The organism is Sphingobium sp. B1D7B, from assembly GCF_025961965.1.
In the GTDB taxonomy this organism is placed as follows: Bacteria; Pseudomonadota; Alphaproteobacteria; order Sphingomonadales; family Sphingomonadaceae; genus Sphingobium.
On sequence record NZ_JAOQOR010000001.1, the window covers coordinates 1,086,395 to 1,101,824 of the forward strand.

At 61.0% G+C, this 15,430-nt stretch carries 10 protein-coding genes and 1 pseudogene; 6 read left to right on the forward strand and 5 right to left on the reverse strand.

Going from position 1 to position 15,430, the window contains the following annotated elements:
- The first annotated feature begins 171 nt into the window (after window positions 1-171).
- The gene (locus M2336_RS05115; RefSeq protein WP_181560786.1) at window positions 172-615 is read left to right on the forward strand and encodes a MarR family winged helix-turn-helix transcriptional regulator; all 444 of its coding nucleotides are present in this window, start codon (window positions 172-174) and stop codon (window positions 613-615) included.
- A gap of 66 nt (window positions 616-681) precedes the next feature.
- Here the strand turns inward: M2336_RS05115 and M2336_RS05120 are convergent, their stop codons facing one another.
- From M2336_RS05120 to M2336_RS05130, 3 genes are all read right to left on the reverse strand, one after another.
- A complete protein-coding gene (locus M2336_RS05120; RefSeq protein ID WP_264574226.1) occupies window positions 682-1,776 on the reverse strand; it encodes an NADH:flavin oxidoreductase in 1,095 nt (364 codons plus the stop codon).
- A gap of 128 nt (window positions 1,777-1,904) precedes the next feature.
- Window positions 1,905-4,445, reverse strand: a complete 2,541-nt coding sequence (locus tag M2336_RS05125; protein WP_264574227.1) for a TonB-dependent receptor — start codon at window positions 4,443-4,445, stop codon at window positions 1,905-1,907.
- A 123-nt stretch (window positions 4,446-4,568) separates the two neighbouring features.
- Window positions 4,569-5,072 (reverse strand): nuclear transport factor 2 family protein, encoded by a 504-nt coding sequence (locus M2336_RS05130; protein WP_264574228.1) that lies wholly within the window; start codon window positions 5,070-5,072, stop codon window positions 4,569-4,571.
- 652 nt (window positions 5,073-5,724) lie between these two features.
- Here M2336_RS05130 and M2336_RS05135 point away from each other — a divergent pair.
- The 3 genes and pseudogenes from M2336_RS05135 (at window position 5,725) to M2336_RS05145 (ending at window position 9,225) form a co-directional block, all read left to right on the forward strand.
- Window positions 5,725-6,273, forward strand: coding sequence for a nuclear transport factor 2 family protein (locus M2336_RS05135; protein WP_264574229.1), 549 nt, complete (start codon window positions 5,725-5,727; stop codon window positions 6,271-6,273).
- A gap of 168 nt (window positions 6,274-6,441) precedes the next feature.
- Window positions 6,442-7,818, forward strand: a complete 1,377-nt coding sequence (locus tag M2336_RS05140; protein WP_264592597.1) for a spinster family MFS transporter — start codon at window positions 6,442-6,444, stop codon at window positions 7,816-7,818.
- A 271-nt stretch (window positions 7,819-8,089) separates the two neighbouring features.
- A pseudogene (locus M2336_RS05145) lies at window positions 8,090-9,225 on the forward strand (autotransporter outer membrane beta-barrel domain-containing protein).
- A gap of 291 nt (window positions 9,226-9,516) precedes the next feature.
- Here the strand turns inward: M2336_RS05145 and M2336_RS05150 are convergent.
- Complete coding sequence (locus M2336_RS05150) at window positions 9,517-10,155, reverse strand: TetR/AcrR family transcriptional regulator (protein WP_264574231.1); 639 nt, start codon at window positions 10,153-10,155, stop codon at window positions 9,517-9,519.
- Window positions 10,156-10,250: 95 nt separating this feature from the next.
- On the opposite strand from M2336_RS05150, the gene M2336_RS05155 reads away from it, so the two are divergent.
- Window positions 10,251-11,633 (forward strand): sulfatase-like hydrolase/transferase, encoded by a 1,383-nt coding sequence (locus M2336_RS05155; protein WP_264574232.1) that lies wholly within the window; start codon window positions 10,251-10,253, stop codon window positions 11,631-11,633.
- Window positions 11,626-14,523: a TonB-dependent receptor plug domain-containing protein gene (locus M2336_RS05160; protein ID WP_264574233.1), complete on the forward strand. Its 2,898-nt coding sequence runs from the start codon at window positions 11,626-11,628 to the stop codon at window positions 14,521-14,523. The genes M2336_RS05155 and M2336_RS05160 overlap by 8 nt, the downstream gene beginning before the upstream one ends.
- Window positions 14,524-14,878: 355 nt before the next feature.
- Here M2336_RS05160 and M2336_RS05165 read toward each other — a convergent pair whose 3' ends face one another.
- Complete coding sequence (locus M2336_RS05165; protein ID WP_264574234.1) at window positions 14,879-15,409, reverse strand: GNAT family N-acetyltransferase; 531 nt, start codon at window positions 15,407-15,409, stop codon at window positions 14,879-14,881.
- Between the last annotated feature and the right edge of the window lie 21 nt (window positions 15,410-15,430).

The window sequence follows — 15,430 nt, forward strand, 5'->3', positions numbered from 1 at the left end:
GCGGCTCTCGACATCAGCTCTGTCGCGAAGCGATGTTTTGATGCTCGGGCCTTGAGGTCTGGCGGGCACCCCGGTCATGTACTACTGTTCTCGTTATCGTTGGCTGGAACGTCACGATATATTTGTCGCGTTCGATGACTCCATCCAATTTCACCAATTCCGGGATAATATGTGAGCAAGCCTCCTAAATTGCCGAAGTACGAGCAGACGCTTTCAGCAGTTCTGTTGAGCGCCAAGGAAGCCGTGATACTGCCGATGCGGCCGAAGATGCGGGAGCATGACATTACCGAGCCGCAATGTCGGGTCATGCGGGTCATTAACGATCACGGCCCCACGGATGCGAGCCGGGTCGCTGAAATTGGTCAGTTGCACAAGCCCAGCGTCACCCGCATCCTGAAGGAACTCGAGGCGCGCAATCTTGTGGCGCGCGAGACGGACAACCGGCGCCGCGTTCTGGTGGCACTCACGCCCGACGGGCATGAACTCGTCAAGACGCTGACCTATGATGTCAGGCGGGTGATGGCAGAATATTCAGAGCGCTTTGGAGCGGAAAGGTTGGAGCGTCTCATCAACGAACTTCGGGCATTGACCGCGACGATCAGTGGCGTCGAGTAGCCCCTTGCCATGGCTCACCCGAAGCGATCCGCCCACGGTTTGGCGGATCGCTCCCGGCGCGCTGACTTAACGTAGCTGAAGAATTGCCTCGCGGGTGAACGGGGCAATCTCGCCGAACCGCCCTTCGCGGACCTTTTCTGAAATTTGCGGTTCGCTCAGGATCGCCCGGCCGATGGCCACAAGGTCGAACTCATCGCGCTCAAGGCGTTCGACCAGTTCCCGCAAAGTCGCCACGCCGGCCTCGGCAGTGTCCCCGTAGAAACTCTCTTCCAGCCCGATCGACCCGACCGTGATGCTGGGCTTGCCTGTCGCCTTTTTGGCCCATCCCGCCAGATTGAGATCGCTGTCGGGGAACGCTGGCGCGGTGAAATTGCGCTGGGAGCAATGGAAGATATCGACGCCTGCATCCGCGAGCGGTCCCAGCCAGTCCGTGACCTCGGACGGGCTGGAGACCAGCAGCGTGTCATAATCCTGGATCTTGTACTGAGAGACGCGCATGCCGAGCGGCATATCTGCAGGAATAGCCGAGCGGACGGCCTGGACGATCTCCACGGCAAAGCGCGCGCGTTCGGCCAGCGTGGGGCCACCCCAACGATCGTCCCGGCGGTTGGTGCCGGCCCAGAAGAACTGGTCGATCAGATAGCCATGCGCGGCATGCAGCTCGATGCCGTCGAAGCCAACGGCCTTTGCATCCGCGGCGGCGCGCGCGAAAGAGGCGATCGTATCGGCGATGTCGGACTCGGTCATCGCGTGGCCGAGCGGCTGGTCTGGCGCGGTGAGGCCGGAAGGCCCCTCGAAATTGTTCGGCCAGTCGGGCGCGCGTGGGTCCGGCAGGGCGCCGACATGCCACAACTGGCTCCACATCCGCCCGCCCGCGTCATGCACCTCTGCCAGCACCTTCCGCCAGCCCGCCAGCCCATCGCCATGGATGCTGGGAAGGTCGGCATTGTTGCGCGAGAGGGGGCGGTCGATGACCGTTCCCTCGCTGATCAGAAGACCTGTTCCGCCTTTCGCGCGCCGCCGATAATAGGCTGCGACCTCATCGGTCGGGATGCCACCGGGGCTTTTGGCGCGGGTCATCGGCGCCATGACCAGACGATTGGGCAGGGTCAGCCCGTTCACCTGCAAGGGCGCATAAAGAGGCGAAACATCAACGGTCATTCTTCAACTCCAGTTTGCCATCGACGCGATGGCTCGGGACAATGGCGTCCTCTACAGGCTGGCTCGCTGCGAGCGGATGCGGGTGCGACATGGCTGCCGCACCCGCATTCTGCCCGTACCGATGAGGCTCAGAACCTCTTCTTCACGGTCACGGCCCATTCCCGCGGACGGCCGGGCTGCGCGATGGAGAAGCCCGCCGCACCGCTCGACCGGTCGAAGCCGGTCAGCAGATAATATTTGTCGAACAGGTTCGTGACTTCAGCCGAGACGTCCAGGTCTCCATCTGCGTTGCTCCACGTCAGTCGGGCATTGGAGACGACGTAGCTGTCGATCAGGCTCGTCGGCAGATTGACGCCGAAGTAGATCTCGTCCTGGAACGAGGTGTCGATGCGCGGCGTCAGTGACCCCGCATCGCCAAGATCGATCTCATATTGCGCTCCGATGCTCCACTTCCAGCGTGGCGTATAGAGCGGATAATCGCCGAACTGCGGCCCGGCCGGGTTGCCCGGGCCACCGACCGTCGCCGTGCCGAAGGTGCGGAAACTGGTGTAACCGAAATCGACGAAGCTGACGGCGCCGTCGATCATCATGCCCTCGACCGGCCGTACCGACGCCTCGACCTCGAAGCCCTTCACATCGGCGTCGCCCGAGTTGGTGATGAGGTTGCAAGGCGAGCCCAGTGTAGCGCCCACGATGGCGATGCAGTTCGACAGGCTGAGCTGGATGTCGGAATATTTGGAGAAGAAGAAGGCCGCGTTGAGCCGTACCCGCCGGTCGAACAGGTCGCTCTTGAAGCCGAGTTCGTATGTCGTCTGCTTCTCCGGTCCGAAGGGCAGCACCTGCGCGAAGTTGAAGGGGCGGGGATTGATGCCGCCGCCCTTGATGCCTGTCGCCACCTGACCATAAATCGAAATGTCAGGCGTGATCTCATATTGCGCATTCAGGCGGTAATCGAAATTGGTGCTGATCGGGCCATCATAGATGCCCACGCGGCCATCCAGCGCACCGACCGCCGAGCCAGCGGGCAGGGGGCTGCCATCCGGCAGACGGCGACCGAATTCATAGCGCTTATACTCATCGGTATAGCGCAGGCCCGCCGACAGGGTCAGCCGATCGACTGGCTTCCATGCAAGGTGGAGAAACGCCGCCTTGGTGTTGGCATCGGTAGGATCGTTGTTGAAGAAGGCCGGATCGGTCGTGTAGCGAATATCGGAACCGGCGAGAATGCTCGAGAACTGCTTCATGTAGAAGCCGCCGACTGTATATTGGAGGGCATCCTCGAAGAACGATCCGTTGAGGCGCAGCTCTTGGGTGAACTGCCAGTAACGCAGCTTGCTGGTATTGTTCTGATGTGCGAGCGGCGAGAGGTCGTCGTCCGCATCCCATTTGGAATGATAGGCCCGGTAGGCCGTGATCGAGACCAGTTGCAGATCGTCCGACAGATCATATTCGATCTGCCCGGAGATGCCCCAACCCTCGTAGGTGAGCCGGCCATCATAATAAGTTCCGGCCCTCACGCCCCCGGTGTTCGCGAAGGCGCCCTGAGGGCCCGTCGAACTGTCCGGCGCGCCGATATAGGTGGCGTAATTGCAATAGTTGCCGCAGACGAAGCGGGCGTCATAAGGAATGACCCCGCCAAAGGGGTTGATATCCGTCGCGCCCCGCGGATTGCCGGGGAGCCGATCCGTGAAATTCGGGCTGCGCCGAACCCCGGCGATGCTCCGGTCCAGCAGGACGTTGCCGGCATTGACGCGGTCCTCATTGGTATAATCGACGGCGATATTGATATCGAGGTCGCTGCTCGGCTGAAAGCGCAGCTGGCCGCGCGCCGCCGTGTATCCCACACCGCCCTCGCGGCCGAGTTCGCAGTTGTCGGACGCCGTCATGCGCGGGATGCCGCCTGCAGGATTGATCGGAACCGTCGCGCCAGCATTATTGACGACCGTCGTCGGGCCGCCAGCGGGGAACAGGCAGCCAAAATCCAGCCGCTTGATATAGCCGTCTTGCTTCTTGGAAACGCCGGCGATCCGCGCGCTGATGGTATCGGTCAGCTTGAAGTCGGCCGATCCACGCAGGTCGATCCGGTTGCGGCTGCCATAGGTCGCGGCCACATAGCCGGTGTTCGATCCGGTCGGCCGCCTCGAGTAGAGCTTTACCGCGCCGCCGATCGAGTTCTTGCCGGCCAGCGTGCCCTGCGGGCCACGCAGGATCTCGACCCGGTCAAGATCGAGCAGGTCGAGGATGGAACCAGTCAGCGTCGCATAATAGACGTCGTCGACATACAGGCCCACGCCGGGTTCCAGCGCGGCGCTGAAGTCTTGCTGGCCGACGCCACGGATGTTCCCGACGAGCGAGGAGCCATAGGATGCGCCCTGCGGCTTGAGGGTGACCGAGGGCGCCTGATTGGCGACATCGGCGATGCTGGTCTGGCTGCGCGCTTCGAGCATCGCCCCGGATACAGCGGTGATGGCCAGCGGCGTGTCCTGCAGGTTCTGCTCACGAAACTGCGCGGTCACCATGATCGTCTCGACGTCTCGGGCCGTCGACGCGCTCTCGGCCTGACCGCTGGTCGAAGCCTGCGGTGTCTGCGCGCCAGCGGCGCTCGACAAGGCGATCCCCATCGCGAACAGACTGGTCCGGCAGACGATGCCCTTTCCTTTCTTGGTCATGCTCATCTCTCCTCTCGTTTTTCTTTTCGGTGCGGCCGCCCTTTGATCGGGCGGTCCTTTGGGCGGTCGTCTTTCTCAGCGCGACCGCCCAAAGTCGTTCTCAGGCGCGGGTTCGGCCCCGGCTCAGCTGAACCGCTGGTAGGAAATGTCGGTTTTGTCGGCCCGCCCACGCAGCGTTGCCGGGTTATTTTCGGAACCGAACGGCGTGCGCGGTCCGGTGTGGGTAAAGTCGAGAACGGCCCAGCGTTCCGCGATCTTCCATTCTCCCTCGCGGCGCTCGAAGCGGTGGACATAGCGCCCGAACATCTGGTTGAGCTGGGCGTCGGCATTGTGGATGGCATGGTAATAGGCCTCGCACCAGGCGGTGTCCCCATCCACTTCGATCGAGATATTCGTCACATGGTGCTGGGTGCCGCCCGGTGCGACCTGCGGCATGCGCTCGACCGCGGCTTTTGCGAAATCATGCGCCAGCCGGTCGTGCCCGGCATGATGATCGATGGCGTCGGAATGGAAGGCCGACATGATGAGGTCGACGTCGCAGCGATCGACACCGCGCCAATAGCGGCTGAGCACCTTGGTGATGAGACGCTCATCGATCATCTCCTGCAGACTGGATTCAGAATTCACGCAACCACTCCATTTCTAGAAAGCGCGGGCCAGAAATCCGGCGTCGCGCGCACGCCCCATCGCTTTCGCGCCTTCGCCTGAAGCCGCGCAGCAACGAATGATCAATGATGTCGACACTTGCCTTTCCGGTTCTCACCGCCTGTCACAGGGCCACACAGCTGGCCTTGCGTCTGCGCGCTCAGAGCGGACCGTCGCACGGCCTTACATCCTCCCTCATCCACAGCCCTCATGCTCGACTCGCTTTGCGGGCTTGGTGTTGAGTTAACATGATAACTGATAGACGGCAATATGATTGATCGCCATTGTCCGGGAGGCAGGATCGCCGGCCGATGTGATCTTAGCGTCCCCAAAGCTGTAACCGTCGAGATGTCATCGCGCCCGGACAATTGCGAGATTGCTAATTAAAATATTGATATATTTGGTTATAATTATCAGATTCTCGTTCTGTTGGTCGAAGCCTGTCTGTCCATGCGAGGCGGGCCCAGGCTTCCGCACTGCCACGCGCGATATCCGCTTGACACCTGAGGGCCTCAGCGACACATTGAATTAACGTGATAACTAAATTTCAGAAGGTAGCCTTGGCTTGGCTGCCTTTCAGGATGCTCGCGACACGACGAGCGCTGGTGCCGATGTGACAAGAGAGGATGCCGTGATGGCCAATATCGATTCCCCCGATCTTCAGGCGCGCCTCGAGCGCTTGCTCGACATGGAAGACATTCGCGAAGTCCTCCGCCGCTATACTCGCGGTCTCGACCGTCATGACGATGCGGTCATCGCCAGTGCTTTCTGGCCGGACGCGGAGATCAATTATCTCGACGATTTTTCGGGGCCGACAGACGCGTTCGTAGACTGGGGCAACCAGCGGCACGAAGAGCGTTATGTCTGCCACCAACATCACATCACCAATGTGAACATCGATCTCGACGGGGATCGGGCGCATGTCAGCAGCTATGTGATCTACATGCTGCGCCAGAAACAGGATCTGCAGAACATCGGCAGCGGCCGGTACATAGACCAGTTCGAGCGCCGCAATGGTGAGTGGCGGATTGCCCTGCGGGAATTCCTGCCGGAAATGGGCGTGACCGTTCCGACGGGCCCTCGTCGCGAACTCGCGAACCCGCCGGGCAATGGGCGGTGGGACAGGGACGATATTTCCTATCGCCGCCCGCTCATGCGGCGGGATTCATCCGGTTCAGCATAACCGTCTGAACCTGTCGTGCTGCTGAGAGCGCATCTTGCACGCGGCATCCGTCTGCGGCCATGATCGAGGCAGCCGCAAAACATCGGCTGTTGGAAAGCATAAGCGCGCGCGAGGGGAAGCAAGGCCATGTCCGGTCCGTCGACCACGCCAGATCGAGAGGGTGATATCATGCAGGCTGAAGGCCTTCCAAAGCCTGCAGGCAAGCCACAGTTCGGGCCTGGTTATCGCGCGTGGCTACTCGCCCTCACCATGGCTGTCAGTGCGTTCGGCTTCATTGACCGGGTCATCGTTGCCACGCTGGGCCAGGCGATCAAGGACGACCTGGGTCTCTCCGATTTCCAACTCGGCATCCTGAGCGGCCTCAGCTTCGCCATTCTCTACAGCACGATGGGATTGCCGATCGCGCGACTGGCCGAGCGCCGCAGCCGGATCAATATCATCTCCATATCGGTCGCCCTGTTTTCGGCCGCGACGGTGGCCTGCGGCATGGCTGCAAATTTCTGGCAACTCTTTTTGCTGCGCGTGGGGGTCGGCATCGGCGAGGCCGGCGTGCAGGCGCCCGCGGTTTCGCTCCTTGCGGACCATTTTCCCAAGGAGCGGCGAGGGGCCGTGATGACCGTCATGAAGCTCGGCAACCCGGTCGGTTCCGTGATCGGTGCGCTCACGGCGGGGTGGATAGGATCGACCTATGGCTGGCGCGCGGCGATCATCTGCATCGCAGCGCCCGGGCTCATCGTGGCGCTTCTCTTCCGACTGACACTGCGCGAGCCGCCACGCGGCCTGTCCGATCCGGATCTTGCAGAGGCAAAGAGCGAACCGCCACCGCTGCGGGCGGTGCTCAAGATGATGGCCGCCCGGCCCGAGTTTCGCCACATGCTGATCGGGTTGGCCCTTGTCACGCTCGGCATGTATGGCTCCGGTGCCTTTTATGCGCCCTTCTTCATGCGTGTGCATGATTTGAGTTTGAGCCAGGTTGGCGTGTTCTATGCCGTCCAGAGCGGCATCGCGGCGACGCTGGGCCTCGCCATCGCAGGATTCGGCGTGGATCTGATTTCGAGATGGGGCGCCCAATGGTATGCGCTGCTCCCCGCGCTCGGCGTGCTGATCGGCGCGCCGTTTACCCTGGCAGGCTACAGCGTGGCGCATCCCATGCTGGCGCTTGTTTTGCTCATCAGCGGCGCCGTTCTGGCCTTCTTTCACAATGTGCCGACGCTTGTCGCCTTCCAGAATATGGTAGGGCCGAGAATGCGCGCGACGGCGGCGTTCGTCTTCTTCTTTGTCACCACCTTGGTCGGGGTCGGCTTGGGGCCCGCGCTCATCGGCTTTATCAGCGATCTCTATGCCAACGCGCTCTTTGCGGATGGAAATTATGCTGCCTTGTGCGGCAGCAAAACCGTCTCCACGGTCGCCGCCGTGCAAAGCGCCTGCACCGCTGCCTCCACAAGCGGCATTCGTTATGCGCTTATGACAAGCGTTCTGCTGCCGCTTTGGTCTGCGCTCCACTTCTTCCTCGCGGCTCGGGCGATCCGGCAATCGGGCTCTTGAGTGGTAGTTTATGACGCCGTAGCCGATCGCCGCCTTCGACTCTTTCGGCCTGCATAGTTGCGGTCGGACTAGACGGGACAGTCGACCGGAACCGAGGGGCCGCTGGCCCGGCGTGGGCCGCTAAAGCGGTGCTGCGTCCATGGGGCATAACGAATCGTTGGTTATCGGCGCGGCGCGTCCCGACCCCGCTGCCGACCCGGTCGTTCGCGCGATTTTGGACACGCAGGTGGAAACGGCACGGCGATTTGCGCGTACGCAGGTGTCCAACTTCATGGCGCGCACCCAACAACTGCATAATGGGGATGGGGCGACCAACGCGCTTGGCGTCGGGCTTAGCCTGCGGGACCTGGCGTTCAACCAGCGTGCGCCCGACAATACCGTGCATGATGCCGCGACGTCGTTCGATGGCCGGCACCAGTCGATCCTCGGCCGCAGCGTCGATGGCACCTATGGCGATCCGACCCAGGCTCAGCTGAACCATCGCGCCGCGCAGCAGGCTGCCGGCCAGAGCGGTGAGGCCGCAGAGGCTGAATCGGAGGATGAAGGGGACGACACCGGCTCCGGCGAACGCGCCATCGGCTCGCTGGCGCTGTGGACCGGCGGTTCGATTGAAGTCGGTACGCTTGATCGCCAGTCCGGTCGCGCCAAGATCACCGTCTCCAGCGGTGGCCTTTCCGGTGGGGCGGACGTGCGGGTTGCGACATGGGCGACGGTTGGCCTGGGTCTCGGCTATGGAAGCGACGTCAGCCTGATCGATGGCGGGGCCGCGCGGGTGGAGAGCGAGACGGCCGTCGTTGCCGCTTATGGCAGCTTCGCCCCCGTCGACGGCACCTTCATCGACGCCATGATCGGCTATGGCAGCCTCGATTATCGCACCAGCCGGCTGGTGACGACGATCGATCGGGTCGCGCTCGGTAGCCGCGACGGTACAATGACGTCCGGCGCTGTCTCGGCCGGGATCGACGGCAGAAGGGTGCCCTGCGCTGGTCGGGCTATGGCCGTTTCGAATGGCTTGCCGGTAAGCTCGACGCCTATAGTGAAACCGGAGCCGATCGCTATGCGCTCCGCTTCGACCAGCGGAACATCCGTTCGCTCACCGGCGCACTCGGCGCGCGTCTGGAACTGCCGACGAAGGTGCGTTTCGGTCGGATGATCCCGCGCGTGGGTGCCGAGTGGCTTCATGAGTTCCAGGGCGCTGGCGTGCAGAGTCTGGATTATGCCGACTATACCGGCGCCGCGACCTACAGAATTCGCAGCACCGGCTGGCAGCGGGAGCAGTATCAGCTTCTGATCGGTAACCGGCTACTGCTGCCACAGTTCTGGACCGTGGATCTGGAGCTGGGGGTTCGGGGCGCTGCACGGGAGAATATGGGCCACATGCGCTTCCGCGTCAGCAAGGCATTCTGACGAGGGCGGCGGCCTATGGGACGGCTCCCTCACACGGACAAATCCTCTTGCACGCTGTACGGAAGCCGTCTGCCACGCTACCGGGCCGTGCGAGTAAAGGTGGCCGCGCAATACGCAGCGCCGGAATGGCCAGGTCGGATAAAGCCAGCGCTTGATCGCCAAGCATGTCCGCTAAAAGCACACTGGCTACCATTCGCGGGAGAAGAAATGATCGGGCAGGGCCCCCAAGCGACCGTCCAGCCTTTCGGACAACGCCCTTGCCGTGCTTTAATTTCGGCTTCTTAGGATCATCTACAATCGCTCTAGGGACATGGTTGTCTGCACTGCGTTTCTCAGCAAGATGGGAAAATCGGGATCTTCCAGAAAAATCGGCCCTGGACGATTGATCAAAGCATTGTTGAGAGTGCCTAAAAGGACCTGAACCGCGAATCTGATTGTCGGCTCGTGAACCGAGCTTTGGACAATGCTGGGTTCGACCTTGATCCTCTCTATCAAAAAATCTGCAAGCTCATGGCTGTTCCGCCGAAAGGGCTCCCAAGCTTCTGGTTCTTCGAGCGATACCTGGATGGCACTGCGCAGAAAAACGGCGTTGCCCATGTAAGCGCGGACCAAGCTGGCTATCATCTCATTCAACAGATCGTCGAACGGAACCTGACCGAGACGTTGGCGCGATTGCGCGCGGCTGCTTATTGCGTGCTTGACGATAAGCGCTTTGAAAAAAGCCTTTTTATCTGGAAAACGCGCGTAAAAGGCGCCGGTGGAGCAACCCGCTTCAGCGCAAATCCGCGCGACCGACAATTGATCGTAGCTCAGCCGCTTGGCGAGCGAAAGGCCGCTTTCAATAAGCATGTCCCGCATTTGCTTGCTGCGTTCCTGCTGCGCGGGAAACGCGCCCGCTCTATCAAGCCGTTCGTCCAAATCTTCTGACAAGTGAGCGCTCCATTCATGGGACAGTTGACATACAACCGAGCAGATCACAAAAGCCACAAAACATAATGCGAGTATGATTCTGTTTTGGAGGGGGCATGTTCACCCGGCGTACCTTTGTAAGCACGGCTGCCGCCACCGTATCATTCGGTGCTGAGAGGGCCCACGCTGCCCCGCTCAGGCAGCCCAACATCATCTTTATTATGGCTGACGATCTTGGTTATGCGGACCTGAGCTTTACCGGCCAGACAGAGTACGCCACGCCGCATATCGACAGTTTTGCGCAGCAGGGCTGTTTCTTTTCCGAGGCCTACGCCAATTCCTCGGTCTGCTCGCCCACGCGGATGGCTCTGGCCACGGGTCGATATCAATATAGGCTGCGTGGAGGCCTTGATGAGCCGATCGGTGCTGGAACGGACGATGTGGGCTTGCCTCCCGAACATCCGACCATTGCCTCGCTGCTGCGCCAGAGGGGATATCGAACTGCTCTCGTCGGAAAGTGGCATCTTGGGTCATCGCCAAATTTCAGCCCCCTAAAGAGTGGGTACGACCGCTTTTTCGGTGTTCACGGCGGCGGCGTCGACTATTTCACGCATAGCGGGTCTATGGCCGGCCCTGGCACGAGCGATCTCCGTGACGGCGATGAGATCATCAATCGCCACGGCTATCTCACCGATATTCTGACGGACCGCGCAATTGCGGAAATCGACTTGGCTGCCGTATCAAACAAGCCACTCTTCCTCAGCCTCCATTACACAGCGCCTCATTGGCCCTGGGAAGGGCCCGAGGATGAAGCGCTCGCAGCCAAGATCAAATCGCTTCTGCATTACGATGGCGGCACCGACTCTACATTTGCAGAGATGGTTCGATCTCTGGATGCCGGTGTCGGCCGGGTGCTTGCGACGCTGGAGGCCCGGGGGCTGACGCAAGACACGATCGTTGTATTCACGAGCGACAATGGGGGCGAGCGCTTTTCCAAGGTCTGGCCCTTCGACGGCATGAAAGGAGACCTTCTGGAAGGCGGCATCCGCGTACCGATGATGATGCGCTGGCCGGGCCAAATAATGGCCGGATCTCGTTGCGATCAGGTCGCCATGACAATGGACTTTCTGCCGACATTGCTGGCCGCCGGCGGCGGAGCCCCGCACCCCAGCTATCCGAGTGACGGCATGGACCTCCTCCCGGTTACCCGGGGTGCCAGTGCTTCAGCCGAACGCACGGTGTTCTGGCGATACAAAGCCGGCGAACAGGCTGCAGCACGGCGCGGCCAATGGAAAATGCTGCGAGTGAATGGCCGTGAATACCTCTTCGATCTCGTGAACGACAAGCCAGAGCGCGCGAACCTCAAGAACGCACATCCACAGATATTCGCAGAACTGAAGGAGGCGTGGCGGGAGTGGAACGAGACCATGCTCCCATATCCCGCAAACTCGCCAAGCTACACCACCAAAGGCAAGGGCCTTCTGGCCATACATGATTGATCCGCAAATCAAAAAACAACCCTGGGAGGGTGACATGAAATCCAAGAATTCGATTCGAACACTGGCTTCCGCATCATCCGCGATTGCCCTGATAATGGGGATACAGGCACCCGCTTCGGCGCAGGAGAGTGCCGAAAGCGCAACCGCTACGACCGATAATGCGCCGCAGCCTGCCGAGGCAATTGTTGTGACCGGAAGCCGCCTGGCTCGCGCCGGCTTTCAGGCGCCCACGCCGGTCACCGTTCTGGGGCAGGAAGAAATTGCACGGCAAGGCGCGGCGAACATCGGCGATGCGCTCAACCAGTTGCCGGCTTTCAGAGCGCAGTCGACGCCGGCTACCGCCGGCGTATCGCTTCAGAACGCCGGAGCTCAGCTTTCCGACCTTCGCGGTCTGGGGGCAAACCGTACGCTCGTGTTAGTGAATGGTAGGCGCTTCGTCTCGGGCACTGTGGCAGGCAACGCCCTGTCTCCGGCAGGCGCCGTCGATCTCAATATGATCCCCACCGCCCTGGTTGCGCGTTCGGAAGTCGTGACCGGCGGCGCTTCTGCCGCCTATGGCTCGGACGCGGTTGCCGGCGTGGTCAACCTGATCCTCGATGACAAGCTGGACGGGCTGCGAGGTTCGGCGCAGTTCGGCATGTCCGAGCGCGGCGACAACTTTGAGCGCTTCTTCTCACTTGCCGGGGGAACCAGCTTTGCCGGCGGCGCCGGGCATCTCGTGCTGGCGGGCGAATATGCCCAATCCGATGGCATCAAGAGTTGTTATGATCGTCCGTTCTGTGCGGCGGAATTTGCCCCGATCAGCAACCCCGCGCCGCAGACGAACGGTCTGCCAAGGCAGATACTGTTGCCCAACGCTCGGCCGGCATCGGCATCTTGGGGTGGGCTCATCGTCTCCGGGCCGCTGCGCGGCACCGAATTTGCCGATGACGGCACGACCTTCCGGCATGATTATGGCACCTATTATGGGGCGGGCCTGTTCCAGTCCGGCGGAAGCGCGGACCCTCGCAATGCCTATTTCGACAACTTTCCGTTGATGGCGCCGGTGGAGCGTTACTCTCTCTATGGCCAGTTGAGCTACGAGGTGGCGCCCGACATCAACTTCACGCTGGATGCTTCCTACGGCAGGGTGAAAGCGGAACTGGTCGGAACACAGACGCGCGACACGAGCATCACAATCCAGCGCGACAATGCCTTTCTGCCGGCGTCCGTCGTCGACAGCATGACGACTCTTGGGCTGGCATCATTCACCTTCGGCCGCATCGGCCAGGACCTTGGCCCCATGGTGGGCCGAACGGCGCGCGAGACTGCGCGGATCGCAGCGGGTCTCGATGGCAGGATTGGTTCTAACTGGTCGTGGGACGTGTACTATCAATACGGTCAGACAGACTACGCGCAGACGGCCGCCAACAATCGGATCAACGACAATTTCACTCGCGCAGTGGACGCAGTTCGCGCCGGTGACGGTTCAATCGTTTGCCGATCGACCCTGACTGACCCCTCCAATCCCCTCGTCCAGGGATGTTTACCGCTGAATCTTTTCGGCCAGAACAATTTCTCCGCGACCGCGAAGGCCTATTCCTACGGAACGGCGCAACAGAACACCAAGCTCACTCAGCACGTTGCTGCAGCGACACTGAGAGGCGATCTGTTCGAAGGCTGGGCAGGCCCCGTCCCGGTTGCCTTCGGCGCTGAATATCGGGTTGAAAGCGCTGAAGGAACCGCTGACCCTGTTTCGACCGCACTTCGCTTTTACACAAACCCTGGCTCCGGGATCACCGGTCCAGCAACCAAGGTGAAGGAAGCATTTGCCGAGGCAGCATTGCCGCTGGCTCGTGATCTGCCTCTTGTTCAAAGCCTTGAGGTCAATGGCGCGGTCCGCGTGACGGATTACTCGACAAGCGGCACGGTAACGACATGGAAGCTCGGCGGCGTCTGGGACGTATCCAGTCTCTTGCGTTTGCGGGCGACACGGTCGCGCGACATCCGCGCGCCGAATTTCTTCGAGCTTTACAGCCCGCCGAGCAGCTCGTTCCAGCGTATCGATGACGCTCGCTTCGGCGGTTCAAGCGCGCTCGTTCCTATTATCGTCGGCGGAAACGACCAATTGCGTCCAGAAACTGCCGACACGTTCACGGCCGGCATTGTCCTCTCGCCGATGGCCGGCTTGCGTATTGCCGCTGATTATTACGACATCAATTTGGAAGGGGCGATTTCTACACTGGGAGGCGGGACAATCGTCACGCGCTGCGAGCAGGGCGCGGCTGAATTCTGCGCGCTTGTTGATCGCGATCCCACTACACAGCAGCTGCTACGCGTCCGCAACGTCAATCTAAACGTGAATTCTCTCAAGGTCCGCGGCGTCGATTTCGAGATGAGTTATCGCACACCGCTCGGCGATGGGTCGCTGGACGTGCGTCTCCTTGGCACCCACGTGATTGATCTGATTACGGTGGATAGCGGCGGCCCCGTTGATCGGGCCGGCATGAACGGCGCGCCGACCTCCCAGACATCGGGCCTGCCTAGCTGGACCGTGACCGGCAACATAGGCTGGTCGAAAGGGCCTTTCGCTGTGCAATTGCAGGGTCGCTACCTTTCGAAGGGCTCGTACAACGCACAGCTGATCGGCCCAGAGCAGGAAGGATACAGCCCAACCGCGCCCAATAGCATCAGCGACAATGAAATCGGCGCACGGTTCTATCTGAACCTAACCTCGCAGATCACAGTTCATGAAGTAGGCCGGCAGAAGCTGGAATTGTTCGGTGTCATGAACAATCTTCTGGATACCCTGCCACCGGATAACACGCCTTCGAGCTCGGGTCCGGGCAATGCGGTACTCTATGATGTGATTGGCCGTGCCTACAAGATCGGCGTTCGCTTCGCTTACTAAGTCCCGGAAAAGGGTGGAAGTGGGGTGGCAAGTGAGTAACCTGCCGCCCCAAGAACCCACGGAGTATTTCTAGAGACCAACTGGCCATTAGGTTCGCGCCGAGGGGTGACACTGATGGGGCCCTGATGCTGCCCTTCGCCCTCATAGCCGACATTGGGCCGTGTAAAGCGGCTCCCTGAAACCTGCGCCGTCGTTCATGCGGTCGTCACTGAAGGATGTAGACTGACGTTGGCACAAAGCGGTCCGTCACGGTCGCTTGCGGGAAGGTCCGGCTACGCCGAAACCCGCCATCCGCGGAGCGGAGTAAGCTACCACTCCATCGCCAGATTGTCGGAAAACTTATCGGCGAAGAGGTCTATAGCTCCTGATCGTGACCGATGTTCTTCCGCATCGCGCAGCGGCTTTCTGGCGCGAAACCGGAAGTGACCTCCTGCGCCACCAAGCGACGAAGGCGGCTTTCGGAGGCTCGTTCTTCCAGGATCCTGAACCCCAATCGTTCGTAGTACGGAGCGTTCCAGGGAACATATCTAAAGGTGGTGAGAGTCAGCCCGGTGCAAGCCCGCCTTTGAGCATAGGCTTGTGCCGTGTCGATCAATTTCCGGCCGATCCCTTGTCTCTGATAATGCCTGACTACAGATACTTCGTTGATGTGCAGATCGCTTTCAAATTGCTCAGCCGCCAAGAAGCCCATCACCCGCTCACCTACGACGGCGACCCAGGCGCTTCGAGCTGCGATGAACTGCAGGTAGTATTGAGGAGGCTGCGGCTCCGCATCGGCCACCCAGGCAAGATCGGGATAACGTCTGAAGACAGATGCCGCCGAGCGCTCGACGTCCGGTAAGAAGTCGGCGTCCATAAAACTGGCGGTGCGGATGAGAAGGGGCATCGCGCGTAACTAGCCCGCCGC

Bases quoted from the DNA above. Each gene is read 5' to 3' on its own strand.
- M2336_RS05160 (WP_264574233.1), top strand. From the start codon at position 11,626: ATGATTGATCCGCAAATCAAAAAACAACCCTGGGAGGGTGACATGAAA.
- M2336_RS05120 (WP_264574226.1), bottom strand. From the start codon at position 1,776: ATGACCGTTGATGTTTCGCCTCTTTATGCGCCCTTGCAGGTGAACGGG.
- M2336_RS05135 (WP_264574229.1), top strand. From the start codon at position 5,725: ATGGCCAATATCGATTCCCCCGATCTTCAGGCGCGCCTCGAGCGCTTG.
- M2336_RS05155 (WP_264574232.1), top strand. From the start codon at position 10,251: ATGTTCACCCGGCGTACCTTTGTAAGCACGGCTGCCGCCACCGTATCA.
- M2336_RS05125 (WP_264574227.1), bottom strand. From the start codon at position 4,445: ATGACCAAGAAAGGAAAGGGCATCGTCTGCCGGACCAGTCTGTTCGCG.
- M2336_RS05165 (WP_264574234.1), bottom strand. From the start codon at position 15,409: ATGCCCCTTCTCATCCGCACCGCCAGTTTTATGGACGCCGACTTCTTA.
- M2336_RS05140 (WP_264592597.1), top strand. From the start codon at position 6,442: ATGCAGGCTGAAGGCCTTCCAAAGCCTGCAGGCAAGCCACAGTTCGGG.